This is a genomic window from Enterocloster sp. (assembly GCF_057861365.1).
Genome location: NZ_DBMACH010000003.1, coordinates 206,711 through 227,934 on the forward strand (window position 1 = coordinate 206,711; position 21,224 = coordinate 227,934).

A 21,224-nucleotide genomic window follows, 5' to 3' on the forward strand; every position below is an offset into this window, starting at 1 on the left:
TTTAAGCCGCTTAAGATCCGTTTTACCGGATCCTCTTATCGCTCTTTCTTGATATGCGCATAAATACTTCCTGAACAATCTGTACGATCACTACAAGAAGGGCTACTGTAATGAGCATCATCTCTGTCTCATATCTGTGGTAACCGTAACGGATGGCAATATCTCCCAGACCGCCTGCACCTACCGTACCTGCCATGGCAGAGTAGCCGATAATCGTTGTAATGGAAATGGCAGCCCCCACTAAAAGGGATGGCTTGGCCTCTGGAAGAAGCACCTTCCATATAATCTGTCCCGCAGACGCACCCATGGACTTGGCTGCCTCGATCACTCCTGCGTCAACCTCCTTTAAAGAGGACTCCACCATACGGCTGATGTAAGGAAACGCGGAAATCACCAGAGGCACTACCGCTGCATTGGGTCCGATGATCTTTCCTACGATCATGCGGGTAAATGGGATGACCATTACAAGAAGGATGATGAAGGGAATGGAGCGAAGGAGATTGATCACAACGCCAAGCACCTTGTTAAACAACGGAAAGGGACTGATTCCATCCCTGTCTGTGACTACAAGGGCAATTCCCACGGGAATACCGATCACATAGGATAAAAATGAGGAAAGTGAAACCATGTATATGGTTTCCCAGATTCCTTTTAAAAGCATATCGATCGTTGTCTGATCAAAGGTCATCTCTAGTGCACCTCCTCAAATGTTACTCCGGCTGTTCTCAGATAATTGCAGATCCGGTCTGCATCCACGGTATCCTCAGGAAGCTGCAGAAGCATCTGCCCCATAGCCTTTCCCTCGATATCTCTGGTATCCGCATGCATGATATTCACCGGGGCCTTGCAGGCCAGGATCATATTTGCGATGATCGGCTCAGAGGATTCCCGTCCGTCAAAAATCACACGGATCATACGGGAACCGCCGAAATTCTTTGTCTGATCAGAGGTATCTCCTAAAATCAGCTGGCGTCCGATATCAGATTTGGGACCGGAAAAGATATCCGATACCTTGCCCGACTCTGCAATATGGCTGTGGTCGATGATCGCCACCCGGTCGCAGATGGCCTCAATGACTGCCATCTCATGAGTGATCATGATCACTGTGATCCCCATTTCCCGGTTAATCTTTTTTAGCAGCTCCAAAATGGACTTTGTCGTATTGGGATCCAGGGCGCTTGTTGCCTCATCGCATAATAAAACTCTGGGATTTGTCGCCATGGCTCTTGCAATGGCAACTCTCTGCTTCTGTCCGCCGGAAAGCTGGGCCGGATATGCGTTCATCCGCTCTTCCAGTCCAACCAGCTTTAACAGCTCCTTTGCCCTCTCTTTGGCCTTTCTGCTGTCCATATGAGCAATCTCCATGGGAAAGCACACGTTCTGCAGCACATTTCTCTGGGCCAGCAGGTTAAACTGCTGAAAGATCATTCCCATGGACTGTCTTGCCAGACGCTTTTCCTTTTCCTTCATGGCGGAAAGATTTTTTCCCTCAAAGATTACCCGGCCGGAGGTAGGTTCCTCCAGATAGTTGATACAGCGCACCAGGGTACTCTTTCCTGCTCCGGAAAGACCGATGATACCAAAAATCTCTCCCCGGCGGATTTCCAGATTGATGTCATCTAAAGCAGTCACGGTCCCGTTTGACGTGGCAAACTGTTTGCCCAGACCTTCCAGGCGTATGATGGCCTCTTCTTTATTCTGATCCATTTCTTCATTCCTTTCTCTAATCCTTCCCCTGTTTCCCATCCTCCGGCTAAGAAACAAAACGGGGCCGCAGTCCTGCACGGACCTGCAACCCCGAATGATACGTTCTCCAAAATATATTGATATCATGATTCCAAATCCATACAGATCGTTTCCCATTCAGTTTTCAAAGCACGCGGATACACAGCACATGTACATGCTGTTCATCATATCCATATTCTGCATGGCTTTGAACTGATTCATGAAAATCCTCCTGCCTGGACTGGTAATCATTTCCTATAATACTGCTAGGAATAATGTCAGTTTTAAAGATACCGCACTTATACCGGTTTGTCAAGAATTTTTTCCTGCCATCCGGCTCTGAAAGGCAATTAGGCAATTAACAGCACAGATCTACGATTACCTGAGCAAAAATCTTTGCACTGGTAAGAAGCTCGTCAATCACTGCAAACTCGTCGGCTCCGTGCATCTTATTGTCAGTACCTGGCATGGAAGCGCCGAAGGCAACTCCATTTTCCAGATGATGCACATAGGTTCCGCCTCCTGTGGACTCACAATGTCCCTCTAATCCGGTATACTCCTCATAGGCCTTTAAAAGTGTCTTTACAAAATGGGAGTTTCCGTCTACATGGTGAGGCGCTGTCATATGGTCTGCCTGTAAGGTAAGGCCTTCCTCTGCCATACGGGCGCGGATCACATTTAAGCTGTTCTCCTCCGTAGCACACAGACAGGCACGACAGTCAAACGCTCCCTCCAGGTGGTCTTTATCCAGGGTGAGCATATCAAATGCCAGGGTCAGAGGACCGGAAAGTTCATCCTCCATGGCGATTCCTACAGCCTTTCCTCTGGTATCACCATGAGGGAAGAGGGTTACAAGGCTCTTTACTGCCTGAAGCTGAGGGCAGTCTGCCAGCGGCAGGCTTACCAGATAGGATAACAGGCCTGTAAGAGCATTATTTCCCTCATCCGGAGTGGATGCATGAGCGCCCTTTCCTTCAACAGTAATCTGGATTCCGTCCTCCGTCTCTCCAAAGCTGAAGGAAAGTCCCGTCTGCTTTTCAACCGCATCCGCAGCCTGAGTGAGAACCTCTGCTTCAAGACCTGCCACTACGGCCTTTGCCTTGCCGGGAACTACATTTACCTTAATGCCAGCGTCAATGGAAACAATCTTTGGCAGAGCCTCAGAAGCTTCAAAAGAAGCAGAAAAGCCCCCTGGGATGCGTCCCTTTTCAATATTGATCACAGGGAAGGAGGCATCCGGTGAAAATGTCATGGGTGCTTCCTTCTCACGCTTATAGTACACCTCGATATCGCTGCTTCCGCACTCCTCATCGGTTCCCAAAATCAGGCGCACATTTTTCTTTACAGGGATGCCAAGCTCCTTTATGGCACGCATGGCATAAAGAGCAGCCACTGCCGGCCCCTTGTCATCTGCCGTACCGCGGCCATACAGCTTTCCATCCTTTTCCACAGGCTCAAAGGGCTCTGTAACGGTCCAACCCTCTCCTGCGGGAACCACATCCAGATGTGCCAGGATATCCAGCTGGCGCTCCTTATCATTTAAATCAGCTGTTCCCACATAGTTATCATAATTGGTAATGGAAAAACCATAATCCTCCATCATAGCCAGAGCAGCGTGAAGGGCATCAAATGCGCCGTCGCCATAAGGCTTTCCCTCGGTATAGGGCATTTTCTCACTGTTAATCCGGCAGAGCTTGCAGATATCGTCAATCATCTCCTGCCTGTGGGAATCGATAAATCCCTCTATTTCTTTTCTGTACATATTGTCCTCCTTTTGCCGCCCTTTTTGTATGGGCACTTATTTACTTAAACATACCTGCCAATGTTTCGTTTACAACCTTTCCGTCTGCCTTTCCCTTCACTCTGGGCATCAGAACCTTCATGATCGCACCCTTATCCTTGGGAGAGGGCGCATCGATCCCCAGCTCTGCAAGAACCTCTGCGATCACCTGGCGGATCTGATCCACACTCATATCCTCCGGAGCAAATTCCTTATATACAGCCAGTCTCTGGGCAGCTTCGCTGCGGATATCTTCACGGTCTGCAGGAGCTAGGTCATACGTCTCCTGTGTCTGCTTGATTTCCTTTTTGACAACTGCATTTTCCTCGGCCTCAGTCAGGGGCTCTCTCTTGTCGATCTCCGCATTTTTAAGAGCGGAAAGCAGCATGGAAAGGGACTCCTTTCTTGCCTTATCCTTTGCCTTCATGGCCTGTACCATAGCGGCTCTTACTACTTCTACCTTTGACATCTCTAAAACCTCCTTTATCTATGAGGGCACAGCAGCCGGACAGGAAACCTGTCTGCTAATTGGTGCCGAACTCGCTTAATTTAAGACCCGGATTGCGGTCTAATACCATACCTACGCTCCAGCTGTTGATAAATAAAAGCAGAGGATTTCCCTTTAAGTCGCAGATGCGCTTCATGTCGGAGGTTCCCATCAGACGGGCCACATCCACCTCCTGAGGATTCTCCACCCAGCGGATATGCTCATAAGGCAGTTTTTCCAGGATAACCTCTACATTGTATTCGCTCTGCAGACGGTAGGTTAATACCTCAAACTGAAGTACGCCTACTACGCCTACGATGATCTCTTCCATACCTGTGTTAAATTCCTGGAAAATCTGGATCGCACCCTCCTGGGCAATCTGGTTGATCCCCTTGATAAACTGCTTGCGCTTCATGGTATCCACCTGGCGCACTCTTGCAAAATGCTCCGGCGCAAAGGTCGGGATCCCCTCAAATTCAAACTTTTCATTGGATGTGCACAGCGTATCTCCGATAGAGAAAATGCCCGGATCAAATACGCCGATAATATCGCCCGCATACGCCTCTTCCACGATCTTACGATCCTGTGCCATAAGCTGCTGAGGCTGTGTTAAGCGGATCTTTTTTCCGCCCTGAACGTGGTTCACTTCCATGCCTGCCTCGAACTTTCCGGAGCAGATACGCATAAAAGCGATCCTGTCTCTGTGGGCCTTGTTCATATTTGCCTGGATTTTAAAGACAAAGGCGGAAAAGTCCTTGCGGAATGGATCGATCTCTCCTGTAAGAGACTTTCTTGGCAGGGGAGAGGTGGTCATTTTCAGGAAATGCTCCAAAAAGGTCTCCACACCGAAATTCGTAAGGGCAGAACCGAAAAATACAGGAGAAAGATCTCCCCTCTGCACCCGATCCATATCCAGCTCATCGCTGGCGCCGTCCAAAAGCTCAATGTCGTCCATCAGCTGCTGGTAATAAATGGGGCCGATGACGGATTCTGCCTCCGGGCTTTCTGCCTCAAATTCCCTGGTTGCAACCTCCTTTGCGCCTCCCATGGCAGCGGTAAAAGTGGAAATTTTCTTTGTAAAGCGGTCGTAAACACCCTTGAAATTCTTTCCGCAGCCGATGGGCCAGTTCACCGGACAGGTGCGGATGCCCAGCACCTCCTCGATCTCGTCCAAAAGCTCATATGGATCTCTGGCCTCACGGTCAAATTTGTTAATAAATGTAAAAATCGGGATGTGGCGCATGACACAGACCTTAAAGAGCTTAATAGTCTGGGCCTCCACACCCTTGGAGCCGTCAATTACCATGACCGCGGAATCAGCCGCCATAAGGGTACGGTAAGTATCCTCTGAGAAATCCTGATGGCCCGGCGTATCCAGGATGTTGATGCAGAATCCGTCATAATTAAACTGCATGGCGGAAGAAGTAACGGAAATACCTCTCTCCTTCTCAATATCCATCCAGTCGGAAACTGCATGCTTTGCCGCCTTGCGGCCCTTTACCGTACCTGCCAGATTGATGGCGCCTCCATAAAGAAGGAATTTCTCTGTCAGTGTGGTTTTACCTGCATCGGGGTGGGAAATAATGGCAAAGGTTCTGCGCTTTTTTATCTGTTCTATCATCTGATCATCTGTCTGTGACAATGGTCTTATCCTCCGTTCCTGCTGATTGCGCCCCTTAAGGGGACGAGCTGTTCATATGATGTTGGGGCACCGCCCAAGATCCAAAATCCTCCTGCAAGCAGGCTTGCGTCGGATTTCGAACCTTTTGCCCCTGGTATCCTACATATTTTATTATGATTAAAGGGTAAAGTCAAGACGGTTCCTGATCTCGTCCAACAGGCGGTGGGCTACCTCCTGTTTCGTCATCTTGGGAAGCTCTGTCTGTCCTTCTTTGGTGATCAGGGTCACTACGTTAGTGTCTGTACCGAAGCCGGCTCCCTCTGTTTTCAGATTGTTAGCCACGATCATATCAATGTTCTTGCGTTCCAGTTTGGCCCTTGAATTTGCCAGAAGGTCTCTTGTTTCCATGGAAAAGCCGCAAAGGAACTGGCCTTCATGGCGGTGAGCTCCCAGCCAGCCTAAAATATCATCCGTGCGTTCCAGTTCAATCTTCATGTCGCCTTCGGATTTTTTAATCTTATCCTCTGCCTGATGGGCGGGACGGTAATCTGCCACTGCTGCTGCCTTGATAATGATATCCTGCTCTTTCGCCGCCCCTGTAACTGCCTCATACATCTGTTTTGCGCTCTCTGCCGGTACGGTTTTCACAAACAGAGGCGCCTTTATGGATACGGGGCCTGTGACAAGGGTCACATCTGCTCCGCGGTATGCAGCCGCCTCTGCAATGGCATACCCCATTTTCCCTGTGGAATGATTCGTAATATAGCGCACCGGATCAATGGCCTCTCTGGTAGGGCCTGCGGTAACAAGAATTTTCTTTCCCTTTAAGTCTTTGGGAGCAAGGGCGCATCGGATGTATTCCAGAAGGAGCTCCGGCTCCGGCATCTTTCCCGCCCCTGTATCGCCGCAGGCCAGATACCCCGTCGCCGGACGGATGACCTGGATGTGATAATGCTCCAGAACCTTTAAGTTATCCTGAAGGATTTCATTTTCATACATCCGCGTGTTCATGGCAGGCGAGACGATCTTCGGACAGGTGCAGGCCATAAAGGTAGTGGTCAGCATATCGTCTGCGATCCCGTGGGCCAGCTTTCCGATTACATTGGCAGAGGCCGGGGCCACCAAAAAGACGTCTGCCGTCTTTGCCAGTGATACATGCTCTACGCTGAATTCAAAATTCCGGTCAAAGGTGTCTACCAGACATTTATGGCCGGTCAGTGTCTCAAAGGTAATGGGATTGATAAAATTCACAGCATTTTTCGTCATAAGCACATGGACGCTTGCTCCCTGCTTTACCAGGGCGCTGGCCAGGTTTGCGATCTTATAGGCAGCAATGCTGCCCGTAACTCCAAGGAGTATGGTTTTTCCTTTTAACATACGCTTCCTCCGGTTGTCTTTCCGTTTTTTCTATGTTACAATCATAGCACAATTTTTCTTTGATGGAAATACCATCCGCAGAAAGGAGTCTTCTATATGATTTTAGCCATTGATATGGGAAATACAAATACCGTGATCGGCGGAATTGATGAGACAAAGACATATTTTATCGAGCGGGTCACTACAGACCAGAACCGCACGGATACCGAATATGCAGTCACGATTAAAAACGTTCTGGAAATGCATGAGATTCATCCCTCTGCCATCGAGGGAGCCATTCTCTCTTCTGTGGTCCCCCCCTTAAACTCCACCATCCTGCGGGCTGTGGAAAAGATTGTGGGCGTCCGTCCGCTTTTAGTGGGTCCCGGCATTAAAACAGGCATCAATATTCTGATGGACAATCCCAAAACCCTTGGCAGCGACCTGATCGTAGATGTAGCCGCCGCCATCCATGAGCACCCTCTTCCTCTGGTGGTAATCGACATGGGTACCGCTACCACCATGAGCGTAGCTGATAAGCAGGGAAATTATATCGGAGGCGTGATCCTTCCCGGCCTGCGTGTATCCTTAAACTCTTTAAGCGGAAAAACTGCCCAGCTTCCCTACATCAGCCTTGAAGTGCCGGATAAGGTCATTGGAAAGAATACCATTGACTGCATGAGAGCCGGCATCATTTTCAGCAATGTGGATATGATCGACGGCCTCTTAGACCGAATGGAAAAGGAGCTTGGCGAAGCTCCCACTGTCATCGCCACCGGAGGTCTGGCCCGCTTTATCACGCCTCTGTGCAGGCATAAAATCATATATGACGACGCCCTTCTTCTAAAAGGGCTTCTGATCCTGTACCGGAAAAATACCCAGTAACAAACAAGCCGCTGTTTTTGGAAACCCGCCAGAAACGGCGGCTGTTTTTATTTGCATCTGCCTTGTCTCTGCTGCGATTCCCATTTTCTGGATAGAAAAAAAAGTATAAAACCGTCCGTATCCGTCCATCATTCTCTTATAGCCGGAATGGAAATACGAAAAGCTTTCCGTGCATAACACAACCAAACGGAGGTACGGACCATGTCATGCTATAAGGTTGAAATCTGCGGCGTCAACACTGCCAAACTGCCGCTGCTCAGCAACGAAGAAAAAGAGCGCTTATTCTCCCTGATCCTGAAAGGGGATATGGATGCAAGAGAAGAATATATCAAAGGAAATCTACGCCTGGTCTTAAGCGTGATCCAGCGTTTTGCCGGAAGTCAGGAAAATATCGATGATCTCTTTCAGATTGGCTGCATCGGCCTTATCAAAGCCATTGACAATTTTGATATTACCCAGAATGTAAAATTTTCCACCTATGCGGTTCCTATGATCCTTGGAGAAGTACGCCGCTATCTGCGGGATAATAACTCCATCCGCGTCAGCCGCTCTCTCAGGGACACCGCGTATAAAGCCCTCTATGCCAGAGAACAGCTCACCCGCCTCCACTCCAAGGAGCCTTCTCTGATGGAAATTTCTCAGGAAATCGGTATTTCCGGAGAAGATATCACCTATGCTCTGGATGCCATCCAGACTCCGGTCAGCCTCTACGAACCTGTATATACAGACGGCGGGGATCCGCTCTATGTGATGGATCAGATCAGCGATAAAAAAAATCTGGAAGAAAACTGGGTAGAGGATCTTTCCCTTTCAGAAGCCATGAAGCGCCTGCCGAACCGGGAACGTCGCATCATCGATATGCGTTTTTTTGAAGGAAAAACCCAGACCGAGGTTGCAAAAGAAATCCATATCAGCCAGGCCCAGGTATCGCGGCTTGAAAAAAGCGCCCTAAAATCCATGCGCAGCTATCTGAACAGCTGATTTTATGAAATACTGCAGCTGAAACTTCTGTCCCCCTTGTGCCTGCTGCCCGAATATGATACACTGATTGCAGGTTTAACAGTCCCCCTTGGGATAATTCTAGGAAAGCGACAGAACACAAGCATATGGAACAGAATGAACGCAGATTTGCAGTATTGATCGACGCAGACAACGTATCTCCCAAATATATCAAATATATTCTGGATGAGGTATCCGATATTGGTATCGCCACCTATAAACGCATTTACGGCGACTGGACGGACAATGAAAAACGGGCGTGGAAAAATGTGCTCCTGGACTGGTCCGTAAATCCCATCCAGCAGTACAGCTACACCACCGGCAAAAATGCCACCGATTCCGCCATGATCATCGACGCCATGGATATTCTGTATTCGGGAAATGTAGACGGCTTCTGCCTGGTATCCAGCGATTCGGACTTTACCAAGCTGGCCCAGAGACTCAGAGAAGCCGGTATGTTTGTCATGGGCATCGGGGAGCAGAAAACCCCAAAGCCGTTCCGGGCAGCCTGCGATACGTTTAAGCTTCTGGAAATCATTTCTTCGGAAGATGCGGCAGAGACCGCTCCAATAAACAAAGGGCGGGCAAATGCCCTTACCGCCGCCAAAACTGAGGTACCCTCGATTGACGAAATCCAGAAAACCATCACCGGTATTGACGAGATCCAGAAAGCCATTACAAAGCTTCTGATCGAAAACAACAGCCAGAATCAGCCTATCATCCTGGCACGGGTAGGAAATTTCCTCACCAAACGCTTCTCTGATTTTGATGTGCGCAATTACGGCTACTCCAAGCTTTCCACCTTCTTAGAAAGCTTAAATAACAGTGATTTTCAGGTGGTAAAGCTCCACGGAGGCTACTTTGTTCAGGAAAAATCCGCCTCCACCTCCAAGGCTGATATCGAAAAAGAGATCATCCGTCTGATCCAGAACAACAAAGGGCATGTAGATAATCTGAGCATCATCCACGAAGAGCTGAAAAAGAAATTCCCGGATTTTGATGTAAAACAGTATGGATTCAGCCGGATTTCCAGCTTTATCCGAAGCTTTGGAACCTTTAAGATCAAGGATAATATGGTACAGCTGCGGTAGATGCCTTTACAGTGAAAAATACGCCTTAGTTTCCCTTTTTACGGAATCTAAGGCGTATTTTTATATTCATTCAGTTCTCCAGTCATCTACTCGAAACGGACAATCTCCTTTTTCAGTCTCTTCATGATTTTTTTCTCCAGTCTGGATATGTAGGACTGAGAGATGCCGAGAAGATCGGCTACTTCTTTCTGAGTCATTTCTTCGCCGTCCTCATCTGACAGGCCGTAACGCAGTTCTACAATTTTGCGTTCTCTGGGCTCTAAATGGCTGATCGCTGTATTTAAAAGATCCTTCTCCACCTCATCCTCAATTCCCTGGCAGATCACATCTTCATCCGTTCCAAGGATATCTGAGAGCAGAAGTTCATTTCCATCCCAGTCTACATTTAACGGCTCGTCGATGGAAACCTCCAGACGCGTCTTGCTGTTGCGCCTTAGGTACATAAGGATCTCATTTTCAATACATCGGGAAGCATAGGTAGCCAGCTTTATATTTTTATCCGGCTTAAAGGTATTAATCGCCTTTATAAGGCCGATCGTGCCAATGGAAATCAGATCCTCCACTCCTACGCTGGTATTATCAAATTTCTTTGCAATATATACCACCAGACGCAGATTGTGTTCGATCAGACAGGATCGGGCCTGATGATCTTCTGAGCTTCCCAAAAGACCGATCATGCGCCCTTCTTCCTCTGTCTCAAGAGGCGGCGGAAGAATATCAGCGCCTCCGATATAATGAACCTCCCCCTGCTTCTGCATCAGCATCGTGCGAAAACCCGGAGCCGTTTTAAACTGAAAACGGTTGGGTATGGATACTTTAACAATCATTTTACTTCCTCCTGTTTTTATGGCGCCGCGATTCCCCTATCTTCCGGCGCCGCCGTCAAACTCCTGTATCAGGACCTCATATTCTCCTTTAGGAGAAAGAGGCTGTTTTACCACAGCCACCAAAGGCCTCGTAAGTGTATAGCAGTTCCCCTGCTGCTCCACCTTTATTTCATCTAATGTCACTGCCGGAAGGAACCCTTCTCCTCCCACACTGCGGTAGGGTATATAAGTCACTCCCCGTACCCTGGGCGATACGGCTTCGATCACTTCCTGAACAGCTACATGAACCGGCCTGCCGCTTACCGGCTCCTTCAGCCGGTTTCCCGTGTCGATCAGCCCCGCCGCCACATACATCCTGCTGCCCTGGCGCAGGGTTACCCTGCACAGGGCCTTTCTTTGCAGCAGGGACGCTGTAAGTCCTCTAAACCAGCAGACCGCCCCAAAAACGGATGCTGTGCCTCCAAGGAGCATAAGCGCTCCGGACAGATCCGGTATCCCCAGTACCTTAAAACCGCAGGCCAATGGAAAAAAGATCCCTCCGGGCCTTAGCTGCTCTTCAAAAACCATCATGGCTCCTCCAAGAATGACAGCGCTCAGATAGATTCCCGCTGCCGCCCGGCTGATTTCTTTTATCCCCTTTACTTTGAATGCGGCTACTGCCATGGCAGCGCCTGCTGCCCCATACGTTCCTGCCGCCTTAAACGTCAGCGGCATCTGCGGAAATATGGCTGTTACACAGGCCCAGGCCGCCCCCAATGCTGCACCCCTCACGATCTGCGCGGCTCCTGCCCGGTAACAAAGCACTTGATTCACTGCCATAAGCACCATCAAATCCATAGCCATATTTACAGCAAATACTTCATCTATGTAGACTGTATAAACCACCTCGCTTTGGCCTCACCTCCCCTATCAGGCTGTCCTATGGACATTATAACGTTTCTCATATGCAAATACTGTCGAAGGGAGGGGGAAAACAGGAAAAATTTTTCGACAAAAAAACCGGTGAAACGGATAATGATATACATTTATCCATTTCACCGGTCAAATCGGTTCATTAAAATTGTTTATCTCTTATTTTTCAGAAAATCCGGAATATTGATCTGCATTTCTTTATTTGCAGTCGGACGGAAGGATGGCGCCTGATTCTGGGCTGGAGCAGCTGTATTGCTTCCGTTGCTGCTGGCTGCAGTTGATGCCGGAGCGGTAGCTGCAGCGGAAGAGCTGAAGTTTCCTGTTCCCTGTCCAAATCGGGGAGCAGTAAAGGAAGGAGCGGTGTTTCCAGCACTCTGCTGTCCAAAGCTGCGGTTAAAGGAGGGCTGAGCCGGTCTTGTAAAGCCTGCGGAAGCGGTAGCGGCAGCTTCCGGAGCTGCGGCACGTTCTGTCTGGGCTGCAGAAGCTGCAGCAGGTGCCTTGGGCTTAAAATTTGTAAAGCCTGCCATTGCCTTTGTCACAGAAGAAGTGGAATTGTGCTCATCCAGACCGGTAGCAATTACCGTAATGCTTGCCTCATCCTGAGCATTTTCATCATACATGGCACCAAAGATGATATTTGCGTCATCTCCGGCCAGTTCCTGAACATAGCTTGCGGCGTCATTTGCCTCGATCAGGCTGATGTCACCGGAAATATTGATGATCACATGGCTTGCACCCTCAATAGTCGTCTCAAGCAGCGGGCTGGAAACGGCCTGCTTTACAGCCTCAATGGCCTTGTCGTCGCCCTTTGCCTTGCCGATACCGATGTGTGCGATGCCCTTGTCGATCATAACGGTCTGAATATCTGCAAAGTCCAGATTGATAAGGCCCGGAACATTGATCAGGTCTGTAATTCCCTGAACTGCCTGCTGGAGCACCTCATCTGCCTTCTTAAGAGCATCCGGCATGGTGGTCCGGCGGTCAACGATCTCCAAAAGACGGTCATTGGGGATAACGATCAGAGTATCCACCGCCTGCTTTAAACATTCGATCCCGTTTAAAGCGTTTGTCATACGGGCCTTTGCCTCAAAACGGAAAGGCTTTGTCACAACGCCTACGGTCAGGATACCCATATCCTTGGCAATCTTCGCAACAACAGGAGCTGCTCCGGTTCCGGTTCCGCCGCCCATGCCGCAGGTAACGAATACCATATCCGCACCTTTTAATGCCTGTGAGATCTCCTCAGAACTTTCCTCTGCGGCCTTCTCACCTACATCCGGTCTTGCGCCTGCGCCCAGTCCCTTTGTCAGCTTTTCACCGATCTGCATGGCTGTGGGAGCCTTGCAGAACTGAAGAGCCTGCTTATCCGTATTGATGCCGATGAACTCCACACCTGCGATGTTCTCGTCGATCATGCGGTTTACTGCGTTGTTGCCTGCGCCGCCCACACCTACTACAATGATCCTTGCGGCATTTTCTGACTCATTTATCTTAATCTCTAACAAGATACTTATCCTCCTTATCCCTTTCATGCATCCCGGCTCTCAGAGTCTGTTTTCAGAATGCGTCTCTGTTCTCTTTTCTTCAGATATTCTTTAATATGTCATGCTTTTAGCCTAACTAATACTATATTTGATTTTATTAAAAAAATCAACCCTGAATTTTGTATTTTATTTCTTTTTAAATGTGATCCCTGCCCTGTCATTTGTCTCGCTGTAATCCCCCAGTTCCAGTGTTCCACGGATTTCCCTCAGCTGGGGCTGATCTGTAAGAATATCATTTAAAACAGAAAGCTTGCTGTCAATATTTCCCATATTTCCCAAGATCACTTCCATCTGTCCGATGGTCAGGATCGGCTGGTTATACGCATCAAAGCGGATCTGATCTACCAAAATCTCATAAAGGGAAAGCTGCTGGGTCAGGTTCAAGATTTCCTCAAAGATCCGGCTGTCTGCAACCGGAAGAGGCTGATAGAGCACCACCCGCCCCAGATCCATGCCTGTGATCCAGGGTACCCCCTCTAACTTTCTGCCGGAACTTTCCACTACAATGCCTTCCCGGTCAAAGTACATATAGCTGCTCATGTAGGAAACATAGCCTACAATGCTTTTATCATAAATAATGACCTCTGCATGAAAAGGGCCGTGAAACACGATTTTATAATCCTCTACAAAGGGAATCTGCTTATGGGGATTAAGCCTGTCCCGCAGATAGGCAATGACTGAATTTTTTCCCATCCGGCCGGAAAAGAGCAGTTCTTTTGCCTGCTCTGCACTGTAGCGGCTGCTTCCTGATACCGTGATCGTCTGGATACGGACAGACAGCACAAGGATAGCCGTGAGCAGAAAAACCGCCACGGCAATCCCCAGGATCATATGCTGTTTTTCGTTTGTTTTTCTCATGCGGTATATCACTCTCCTATCCATTGGATCCCGGCTCCGAGAGCCGATAAATCCCGACAGATGTCCTCATACCCACGTTCAATATGGCGGCAGTCTTCGATGACCGTCTCTCCCTTTGCAGCCAGCGCCGCTACTGCCAGCGCTGCCCCTCCCCGAAGATCTGCTGCCTTTACGGCAGATCCCTTCAGGGAACCTGCTCCGTAAATAACTGCCGTTTTCCCCTCCAGCCGAATTAAGGCTCCCATTTTTTCAAGCTCTCCAGCTATGCCGAACCGTCCTTCAAACACACGCTCTTCAATCCGGCTCACGCCCCGGCCTGCAGCCAGAAAAGCCATGAACGGAGACTGCAGATCCGTAGGGAATTCCGGATACGGCCCCGTTTTAAGAGCGAGAGGCCCGGCAGGACCTTTGCTGCTGATCCGGATCCTTCCCTCCTTTTCACAGCCGATCCCTGTCGCCTGAAGCCGTCCGCTGCTTTCAGAAACTGTAACCTTTCCTCCAGATCGGGAAAAAAGGGCCAGAGGAAGCTTGAGCGCCGACGGGCGGACGCCTTTTAAGGTTACGTCTCCTCCAGCTGCCATCACAGCAGCCCCATAGGTTCCCGCCACGATCCGGTCGCCTTCTACCCGAAAGGCGCTGTCCCTTAACGATCGCACCCCCTGGATCATCAGGTTTTTTGTGCCTGCACCACAGATCACAGCTCCCATATTATTAAGGAAGCCGCACAGCTGGCTGATTTCCGGTTCCATGGCAGCACCGCGGATAATCGTTACTCCCTCTGCGAGCACAGCAGCCAAAAGAGCCTGCTCCGTAGCCCCCACGCTGGGATAGGAAAAAACAATCTCCGTCCCCTTAAGACGCCCGTCCTTTCCTGCGCAGGCCTCTATGATCCCGTCTTCTTCGCGGATCACGGCCCCCATTTTTTTTAACGCCATAAGATGGAGATCGATGGGCCTTGCTCCGATCAGACAGCCTCCGGGATAACAGCAGTTCCCCTGCCCCATACGGCCCAGAAGAGCTCCTAATAGAATAATGGATGAACGCATGGACCGGACATATTCCTGAGGCACCTGCGTTTTTTTTATCTCTCCGGCATCAATAAAAACACTGCATCCCCGGCGGATACAGCTGCATCCCAGAGCTTCCAGGATCTTCATCATACAGGCTGTATCCTGTATCCTGGGAACATTGGTAAGAACCGTAAGACCTTTATGCAGGAGAGCGGCCGCCATCATGGGAAGGGCCGCATTTTTCGATCCCTGTATGGAAATTTCCCCCTTTAAGGGTATGCATCCACTGACACGGATTGCGGACAAAAGACCACCTCCGCAGCGATTATACTATACAAAAGTATATGCCCTTTATCCGCTGTTTGTGCATTTGTGTTTTGTTTGCTGCATCACTCATACTGCTGCACGTATCTGGTTGGATACACTGAGCACGATTCCCATCTCTACCATAAGAAACAGAACGGATGTGCCTCCATAACTGATAAAGGGAAGGGTAATTCCCGTATTGGGGATCGTATTGGTCACAACAGCAATATTTAAAATAACCTGAATGGCAATATGGGCCATCACTCCCACAACCAAAAGAGCGCCGAACAGATCCGGTGCATCATTGGCGATCATCACAAACCGGTAAATCATAAGAAGAAACAGCATGATAACCGCAATAGCCCCAAAAAGACCCAATTCCTCACAAATGATGGCAAAAATCATATCATTCTGGGATTCAGGAAGGAATCCCAGCTTCTGGATGCTTTCGCCCAGTCCCTGCCCCATCAGACCTCCGGAGCCAATAGCATAAAGTCCCTGAAGGATCTGGAAGCTCTTTCCCTCCGGATCCAGCTCCGGATTCAGCCATGCCTCGATCCGGTTATACTGATACGGTTTAAGAACATGGATATTTAAAAGGAATTTACCCAGAGGCCCGGCGGTCATAAGGATACCCAGCGCCCCTCCGCCGGCCAGGAAAAAGGGCCACTTCACCTTACAGGCTACAAACAGCATAACAAAGCCGATTCCCACCAGGATAATACCTGTACTCAGGTTATTTGCCGCTACGATCGCGCCAATGGCAACCGCCAGCAAAAATACCTTTCCCATAACGGCCCACTGGTTAATTTTTCCTCCCAGCTTCGTAATCACTGCTGCCAGCATGATGATCAACGCAATTTTTGCAAACTCAGAAGGCTGAAATCCGATGGGGCCTATATCCAGCCATCTTTTTTTTCCGTTTACCTCCCGTCCCACCAAGGTTACAATAACCATAAGAATATGAGACAATATATAGGACGGCACGGCCAGCCGGTAGAGCCAGTGATAGTCCATCTTGGAAATGATCAGCATAAAGATAAAGCCTCCCAGGGCGATTCCACCCTGGCGCTGCATAAAATAGGCACTGTTATTATTTAGGTCATCATTCAGCTGGGCCGTATAGGAACTGGCGCTGTAGATCATTACCAGTCCGAAAACGGTGAGGACAATAATGATCACCACCAGGCTCAGATCGTAAAAGCTGCGTTCCCTTTTCTTTTTCGGAACCGCTCCTGCCTCATAAGCCTGCTTCTGATTCCCATACTCATATGCTGCACGGGCCGCCTGCGTCCGGCTGCCCTGCTGCATTCTCTGACCCTGTCCCTGGCGGGGCTCTCTCTGCACCCTCTGGGCCTGAGGGGAACGTCCGCTCGGACGCCTTCTTTCATCCTGCTCATACCGGCTGTTCCGGGAAGTCCTCTGCACCGTACGGCTGCCGGTCCCTGTCTTTCTCTTTTTACTGCCTCCGGGTCTTTGCGCAGACCGGACGTCTCTCACCGAGGCTGCATCATACCGCGCCGGCACTCTGGCCGCCGCTGCTCCCGTTATTCCTTCCGGCCTCGCTGCCCGGCGCTTATTTCCAGCCATTCCTTTCTACCTCCTACAGAGCCATCACGCATTCCTTAAAGACGCGCCCCCGTTCCTCAAAATCCTTAAACATCCCCCAGCTGGCACAGGCCGGGCTTAAAAGCACACAGTCTCCGGAATCAGCATAAACAGCGCAGACCTGCACCGCCTCCTGAAGATCCTCCGCATACATAACATCTGTAAAGCCGTGCTCCCTGGCACAGGCCGCAATCCGATCCCTGGTCTGTCCGATCAGCACCAGATACTTTACCCTGCCGGAAAATTCCTTGGCCCAGTCACTGTAATCACTGTGTTTGTCATACCCTCCTGCGATCAGGAGCACCGGCCCCGGCATAGCCTTAAGAGCCCGGATGGCAGCCTCCGGATTCGTTCCCTTGGAATCATTATAATAGCGGACTCCGGTGCGTTCCCGCACAAACTCGATCCGATGCTCGACCGGCTTAAACTCCCTGGCCGCTTCTCCAATCGCCTCAAGGGATACGCCAAGGGTCATGGCAGCAGCAGCGGCAGCCATCACATTTTCATAGTTATGCTGGCCTAAAAGCTGAAGCTCCTTCACATTTAAAAGAACCGTTTCTTTTCCGGCCTTTGCATATATGATTTCTTCTCCTTTCAGGAAAAATCCGTCCTTTAAGCTCTCTTTTGACGAAAACCAGATTACCTTTGGCTTCAGCCCCTCTTTTTTACCGAATTCCTTTAAAATGGGGTCATCAAAATTCAGGACAACCGTATCCTCCTCCGTCTGGTTCATGGTGATGCACTCTTTGATCTGAGTATACGTTTCCATGGTTCCGTGACGATCCAGATGATCAGGCGTAATATTTAAAATGACGCTTACATTGGGCTTAAAATCCATAATGGTTTCCAGCTGAAAGCTGCTGATCTCAGCTACGGCAACCGAATCCTCTGTCATTTCTGCTGCTTTTGCAGTAAAAGGTTCGCCGATATTTCCCACTACAAAAGTTTCCTCATATTTTTTCCTTACCATCGCTCCCGTCAAAGCTGTGGTGGTCGTCTTTCCGTTTGTTCCCGTAATGGCAGCCAGCTTTCCTGCGCTGCACTGATAGGCTAGTTCGACTTCTCCAAGGATCGGGATCCTAGCCTCATCTACAACTGCCACAAAAGGACTTGTAAGAGGAATTCCCGGACTGATAATGCACAGCTCCACCCCAAGAAGGTCGGAGCGCTTGATCTCCCCTAAAACAACATTTACCTTAGCGCCCTCTTCAAACCGGGCCTTGATCTCTTTTTCATCCAGAGCTGTATTCCCATCATAGAGAACTACCTCTCCTCCCCGGTTAAGAATCAGCTTTGCCGCAGCAATGCCGCTTTTGCCGGTTCCCGCAACTAATACTCTCTGACTTTGATCCATTCGTGGTTAAACCTCCTTCTTTGCCTAAGCTGCCGGCGCTCTTACAGTCCCAGATAAGCGACCATGCATAAAATGGCCGTAACAATGGAAAATACGGCTACAACCCTTGTTTCAGACCATCCGCACAGTTCAAAGTGATGATGGATGGGTGCCATTTTAAAGATTCTCTTTCCCCCTGTCTTTTTAAAATACGTTACCTGAATAATAACAGACAGAACCTCTACCAGATAGATCAGACCGATTATGGGAATAAACAGAGGCAGACGCATCATATATGCTGCAGAAGCCACAAATCCCCCCAGCGCCAGAGACCCAGTGTCTCCCATGAACACCTTTGCCGGATATACATTAAAAAGCAGAAACCCCAGAAGGCTTCCCACCACAGCTCCTGTAATGGGGCTGATCCCCATATCCTCCCCAATGGCCACAATGGTTAAAAAAGTCGCTACAAGTATGGTTACGCTGGTGCACAGACCGTCCAGTCCATCGGTAAAATTCACACCGTTATCCGTTCCCAGCGTTACAAAAAACAGAGCCGGAACAAACAGGATACCCAGAGAAAGGAATTTCCCATCCTCAAACCCGCCTGTAAAGGGAATGAGCATATCGGTTCCCACCTCGCCGCTGTTAAGCACATACCAGGCAAAAATGCCTGTGATCACGATCTGTCCTGCCAGCTTCTGGAGCGGAGTCAATCCTTCCGAACGCTTCAGGATGATCTTGATATAATCGTCCAGAAAGCCGATGATCCCAAAACCGGCCGTCATAAAAAGCACCGGAATGATCTTCGGATAAGAAGGAATATAAAACAGGGATGTGATAATAATGCTGGATAAAATGATCAGTCCTCCCATGGTAGGAGTTCCCTGCTTTTTTAAATGGCTCTGAGGCCCGTCATCCCGGACCTGCTGGCCGAATTTCAGCTTGTGAAGAAAGGGAATGATAATCGGACACAGCAGGGCGCTGATGGCAAATGCAATAATAATCGCTAATATCGTCTCATGAATCATAGGGCACCTCAATCTCATATGTATTCTGCCGGCAAACGCCGGACAGCAATAATAGTATACGTCTTTTTCGGAGAATAATCAACCAGCTTTCGGCTCCGGCCGGATTCCCATATATGGAAGAATATTTTTAAATAATTCTCCGATCACGGGAGCCGCAATGGTTCCTCCGTAATAGATTCCCTGGGGTTCGTCAATGGTGATCAGGGCCATTACCCTGGGATCGTCCGCCGGGGCAAAGCCAAGAAAAGAGGAAATATATTTTTTGAGGCTTCTTGGAAGTTTCTCTGAGGTAGCTGTCTTTCCTCCAATGCGGAACCCCTCTAACGCCGCCCGTTTGCCGCTTCCCTCTGCCACAACCTGTTCTAATACATACCGCATGGAAGCGCTGGTCTCAGAAGACAGGATCTGCTTTCCCTGAGGATAAGAAAGTTCCTTTACAGCACCTCCATCCGAGCGGATCACCCTTACGCCAAAATGAGGCGTAACCCGGTGTCCGCCGTTTACAATGGAAGCCGCTGTCGTAATAAGCTGAATGGGTGTGATCTGAAAGGACTGTCCGAAGGATACGGTAGCTAATTCCACAGCACCCATTTTCTCCTTTTTATGCATGATCGTGGCTGCCTCTCCCGGAAGATCGATCCCTGTTTTTCCCTTAAGACCAAACTGGGTAAAATACTTATAGTACCGGTCCACTCCCAGCCGCTGTCCCACATCAATAAACACAGGATTGCAGGAATTCATTGCTCCCTGAAGAAAAGTTTCTGTTCCATGGCCTCCTGCCTTATGGCACCGGATCCTCCGGTCTTCCACTACGCGAAAGCCCGGACAGCTGAAGATATCCTCAAGCGTTACTGCCCCCGCCTCCAGACCGGCTGCCGCTGTGATGATCTTAAAGGTAGAGCCCGGCTCATATGTATCATTGATGCAGGTATTTCTCCACATGGCATTCAGCCGGTCCTGGAGCCCCATGGTCTGCGACCGGGCCGCCGCCTCTTCCTTAAGGCTCTGGCTTTTTAAATTCTGATCCGGCGTAAAAGGATCATTTAAGTCAAATTCCGGCGCATTGACCATTGCAAGAAGCTCGCCGTTCCGGGGATCCATCACGATCACAGAAACTTTTTTCGCATTTTTTTGTTCCATAACCTGATAGGCAAGCTGCTGGGCGTACAGCTGAATATTTACGTCCAGGCTGATCTGAAGATCATTTCCCGCCACCGGTTCGATCCTGTCTTCTGCTGCTTTGTCAAGCTCCACTCCCCTTGCATCTGTCAGCGTAAGAATCACTCCGTTTTTTCCCTTTAAATACTTTTCATACATAACCTCCAGGCCGATAATCCCCTGATTGTCTCCTCCAGTAAAGCCCAAAACCTTGGAAGCCAGACTGCCCATGGGATAATACCGTTTATAGTCCTCATCCACTTTTACTCCATCCAGCTTTAATGCCCGTATCTTATCTCCGGTTTCCTTATCCACATTTGTCTTTATGATCTCCCTGGAACTGCGTTTTTCTACCTTTTTTCGGACCGGCTCCTCTGAAAGCTCCAATATGCTGCAAAGGGAGCGGATCACCTCTTCCCGATCCGTGACCTGATTATAGATCACGGAAATAGTACAAACCGTCCTGTTATCTGCGATCACATTTCCCCCTGCATCCAGAATCCGTCCTCTGGCCGCCTTGATGGTACGCTCTCTTTCATGAAGATCCCGGGCCATCTCACCATAGTGATCCGCCCGGACCAGCATAAGAAAACCAAGCCGCCCTAAAAGTCCGGTCATCGCTACAGCAATGAGCAGGCCCAGGACGGCTATGTTTTTTCTATGCTTTGTCAAATTTGGATTCATTTGATAACT

Annotated in this window: 18 protein-coding genes; 3 read left to right on the plus strand and 15 right to left on the minus strand. The window is 49.4% G+C overall.

Translation table 11 applies throughout. The features are described 5' to 3' along the window. Nucleotides 1–22 precede the first annotated feature (22 nt). The 6 genes from ACZM6M_RS05000 to coaBC form a co-directional block, all read right to left on the minus strand. The gene (locus ACZM6M_RS05000) at nucleotides 23–688 is read right to left on the minus strand and encodes a methionine ABC transporter permease (protein WP_296037792.1); all 666 of its coding nucleotides are present in this window, start codon (nucleotides 686–688) and stop codon (nucleotides 23–25) included. Between the two features lie 2 nt (nucleotides 689–690). Continuing rightward, on the minus strand, nucleotides 691–1,707 hold the full coding sequence (locus ACZM6M_RS05005) for a methionine ABC transporter ATP-binding protein (RefSeq protein WP_296037794.1): 1,017 nt from the start codon (nucleotides 1,705–1,707) through the stop codon (nucleotides 691–693). Nucleotides 1,708–2,083: 376 nt separating this feature from the next. Continuing rightward, on the minus strand, nucleotides 2,084–3,487 hold the full coding sequence (locus ACZM6M_RS05010; protein ID WP_337434334.1) for a Sapep family Mn(2+)-dependent dipeptidase: 1,404 nt from the start codon (nucleotides 3,485–3,487) through the stop codon (nucleotides 2,084–2,086). A gap of 40 nt (nucleotides 3,488–3,527) precedes the next feature. Continuing rightward, nucleotides 3,528–3,974 carry a GatB/YqeY domain-containing protein gene (locus tag ACZM6M_RS05015; protein WP_066547384.1) on the minus strand — a complete coding sequence of 149 codons (447 nt, stop codon included), beginning with the start codon at nucleotides 3,972–3,974 and terminating at the stop codon, nucleotides 3,528–3,530. Nucleotides 3,975–4,029: 55 nt separating this feature from the next. Beyond that, nucleotides 4,030–5,634 (minus strand): peptide chain release factor 3, encoded by a 1,605-nt coding sequence (locus ACZM6M_RS05020; protein ID WP_417045399.1) that lies wholly within the window; start codon nucleotides 5,632–5,634, stop codon nucleotides 4,030–4,032. Between the two features lie 156 nt (nucleotides 5,635–5,790). Further along, nucleotides 5,791–6,990, minus strand: coding sequence for a bifunctional phosphopantothenoylcysteine decarboxylase/phosphopantothenate--cysteine ligase CoaBC (gene coaBC / locus ACZM6M_RS05025; RefSeq protein ID WP_337932877.1), 1,200 nt, complete (start codon nucleotides 6,988–6,990; stop codon nucleotides 5,791–5,793). A gap of 96 nt (nucleotides 6,991–7,086) precedes the next feature. Here coaBC and ACZM6M_RS05030 point away from each other — a divergent pair, with 96 nt between their 5' ends. The 3 genes from ACZM6M_RS05030 (at nucleotide 7,087) to ACZM6M_RS05040 (ending at nucleotide 9,944) form a co-directional block, all read left to right on the plus strand. Further along, entirely contained in the window at nucleotides 7,087–7,854 is a 768-nt protein-coding gene (locus ACZM6M_RS05030) for a type III pantothenate kinase (protein ID WP_337434337.1), read from the plus strand. A gap of 201 nt (nucleotides 7,855–8,055) precedes the next feature. Further along, nucleotides 8,056–8,835: an RNA polymerase sporulation sigma factor SigG gene (sigG, locus tag ACZM6M_RS05035; RefSeq protein WP_337434338.1), complete on the plus strand. Its 780-nt coding sequence runs from the start codon at nucleotides 8,056–8,058 to the stop codon at nucleotides 8,833–8,835. Between the two features lie 125 nt (nucleotides 8,836–8,960). Further along, nucleotides 8,961–9,944: an NYN domain-containing protein gene (locus ACZM6M_RS05040; protein WP_317437999.1), complete on the plus strand. Its 984-nt coding sequence runs from the start codon at nucleotides 8,961–8,963 to the stop codon at nucleotides 9,942–9,944. Nucleotides 9,945–10,030: 86 nt separating this feature from the next. On the opposite strand, the gene sigE is transcribed toward ACZM6M_RS05040, so the two are convergent. The 9 genes from sigE to ACZM6M_RS05085 form a co-directional block, all read right to left on the minus strand. Further along, a complete protein-coding gene (gene sigE, locus ACZM6M_RS05045) occupies nucleotides 10,031–10,771 on the minus strand; it encodes an RNA polymerase sporulation sigma factor SigE (RefSeq protein ID WP_417045602.1) in 741 nt (246 codons plus the stop codon). Nucleotides 10,772–10,807: 36 nt separating this feature from the next. Beyond that, nucleotides 10,808–11,656: a sigma-E processing peptidase SpoIIGA gene (locus tag ACZM6M_RS05050; RefSeq protein WP_417045601.1), complete on the minus strand. Its 849-nt coding sequence runs from the start codon at nucleotides 11,654–11,656 to the stop codon at nucleotides 10,808–10,810. Nucleotides 11,657–11,835: 179 nt separating this feature from the next. After that, complete coding sequence (gene ftsZ / locus ACZM6M_RS05055) at nucleotides 11,836–13,188, minus strand: cell division protein FtsZ (RefSeq protein ID WP_484073924.1); 1,353 nt, start codon at nucleotides 13,186–13,188, stop codon at nucleotides 11,836–11,838. Nucleotides 13,189–13,353: 165 nt separating this feature from the next. Next, nucleotides 13,354–14,085: a cell division protein FtsQ gene (locus tag ACZM6M_RS05060; protein WP_418926622.1), complete on the minus strand. Its 732-nt coding sequence runs from the start codon at nucleotides 14,083–14,085 to the stop codon at nucleotides 13,354–13,356. A gap of 8 nt (nucleotides 14,086–14,093) precedes the next feature. Further along, nucleotides 14,094–15,401 (minus strand): UDP-N-acetylglucosamine 1-carboxyvinyltransferase, encoded by a 1,308-nt coding sequence (gene murA / locus ACZM6M_RS05065; protein ID WP_418926621.1) that lies wholly within the window; start codon nucleotides 15,399–15,401, stop codon nucleotides 14,094–14,096. Between the two features lie 87 nt (nucleotides 15,402–15,488). Then, nucleotides 15,489–16,712, minus strand: coding sequence for an FtsW/RodA/SpoVE family cell cycle protein (locus ACZM6M_RS05070; RefSeq protein WP_337434352.1), 1,224 nt, complete (start codon nucleotides 16,710–16,712; stop codon nucleotides 15,489–15,491). 292 nt (nucleotides 16,713–17,004) lie between these two features. Further along, entirely contained in the window at nucleotides 17,005–18,363 is a 1,359-nt protein-coding gene (murD, locus tag ACZM6M_RS05075; protein ID WP_417301685.1) for a UDP-N-acetylmuramoyl-L-alanine--D-glutamate ligase, read from the minus strand. 41 nt (nucleotides 18,364–18,404) lie between these two features. Then, nucleotides 18,405–19,373: a phospho-N-acetylmuramoyl-pentapeptide-transferase gene (gene mraY / locus ACZM6M_RS05080; protein ID WP_066547340.1), complete on the minus strand. Its 969-nt coding sequence runs from the start codon at nucleotides 19,371–19,373 to the stop codon at nucleotides 18,405–18,407. A 78-nt stretch (nucleotides 19,374–19,451) separates the two neighbouring features. Then, nucleotides 19,452–21,215 carry a peptidoglycan D,D-transpeptidase FtsI family protein gene (locus ACZM6M_RS05085; protein WP_337434346.1) on the minus strand — a complete coding sequence of 588 codons (1,764 nt, stop codon included), beginning with the start codon at nucleotides 21,213–21,215 and terminating at the stop codon, nucleotides 19,452–19,454. Nucleotides 21,216–21,224 lie beyond the last annotated feature (9 nt).

Coding starts and splice junctions, on each gene's coding strand:
- ACZM6M_RS05000 (WP_296037792.1), bottom strand. CDS start 688: ATGACCTTTGATCAGACAACGATCGATATGCTTTTAAAAGGAATCTGG.
- ACZM6M_RS05005 (WP_296037794.1), bottom strand. CDS start 1,707: ATGGATCAGAATAAAGAAGAGGCCATCATACGCCTGGAAGGTCTGGGC.
- ACZM6M_RS05010 (WP_337434334.1), bottom strand. CDS start 3,487: ATGTACAGAAAAGAAATAGAGGGATTTATCGATTCCCACAGGCAGGAG.
- ACZM6M_RS05015 (WP_066547384.1), bottom strand. CDS start 3,974: ATGTCAAAGGTAGAAGTAGTAAGAGCCGCTATGGTACAGGCCATGAAG.
- coaBC (WP_337932877.1), bottom strand. CDS start 6,990: ATGTTAAAAGGAAAAACCATACTCCTTGGAGTTACGGGCAGCATTGCT.
- ACZM6M_RS05030 (WP_337434337.1), top strand. CDS start 7,087: ATGATTTTAGCCATTGATATGGGAAATACAAATACCGTGATCGGCGGA.
- sigG (WP_337434338.1), top strand. CDS start 8,056: ATGTCATGCTATAAGGTTGAAATCTGCGGCGTCAACACTGCCAAACTG.
- ACZM6M_RS05040 (WP_317437999.1), top strand. CDS start 8,961: ATGGAACAGAATGAACGCAGATTTGCAGTATTGATCGACGCAGACAAC.
- sigE (WP_417045602.1), bottom strand. CDS start 10,771: ATGATTGTTAAAGTATCCATACCCAACCGTTTTCAGTTTAAAACGGCT.
- ACZM6M_RS05060 (WP_418926622.1), bottom strand. CDS start 14,085: ATGAGAAAAACAAACGAAAAACAGCATATGATCCTGGGGATTGCCGTG.
- ACZM6M_RS05070 (WP_337434352.1), bottom strand. CDS start 16,712: ATGCAGCAGGGCAGCCGGACGCAGGCGGCCCGTGCAGCATATGAGTAT.
- murD (WP_417301685.1), bottom strand. CDS start 18,363: ATGGATCAAAGTCAGAGAGTATTAGTTGCGGGAACCGGCAAAAGCGGC.
- mraY (WP_066547340.1), bottom strand. CDS start 19,373: ATGATTCATGAGACGATATTAGCGATTATTATTGCATTTGCCATCAGC.
- ACZM6M_RS05085 (WP_337434346.1), bottom strand. CDS start 21,215: ATGAATCCAAATTTGACAAAGCATAGAAAAAACATAGCCGTCCTGGGC.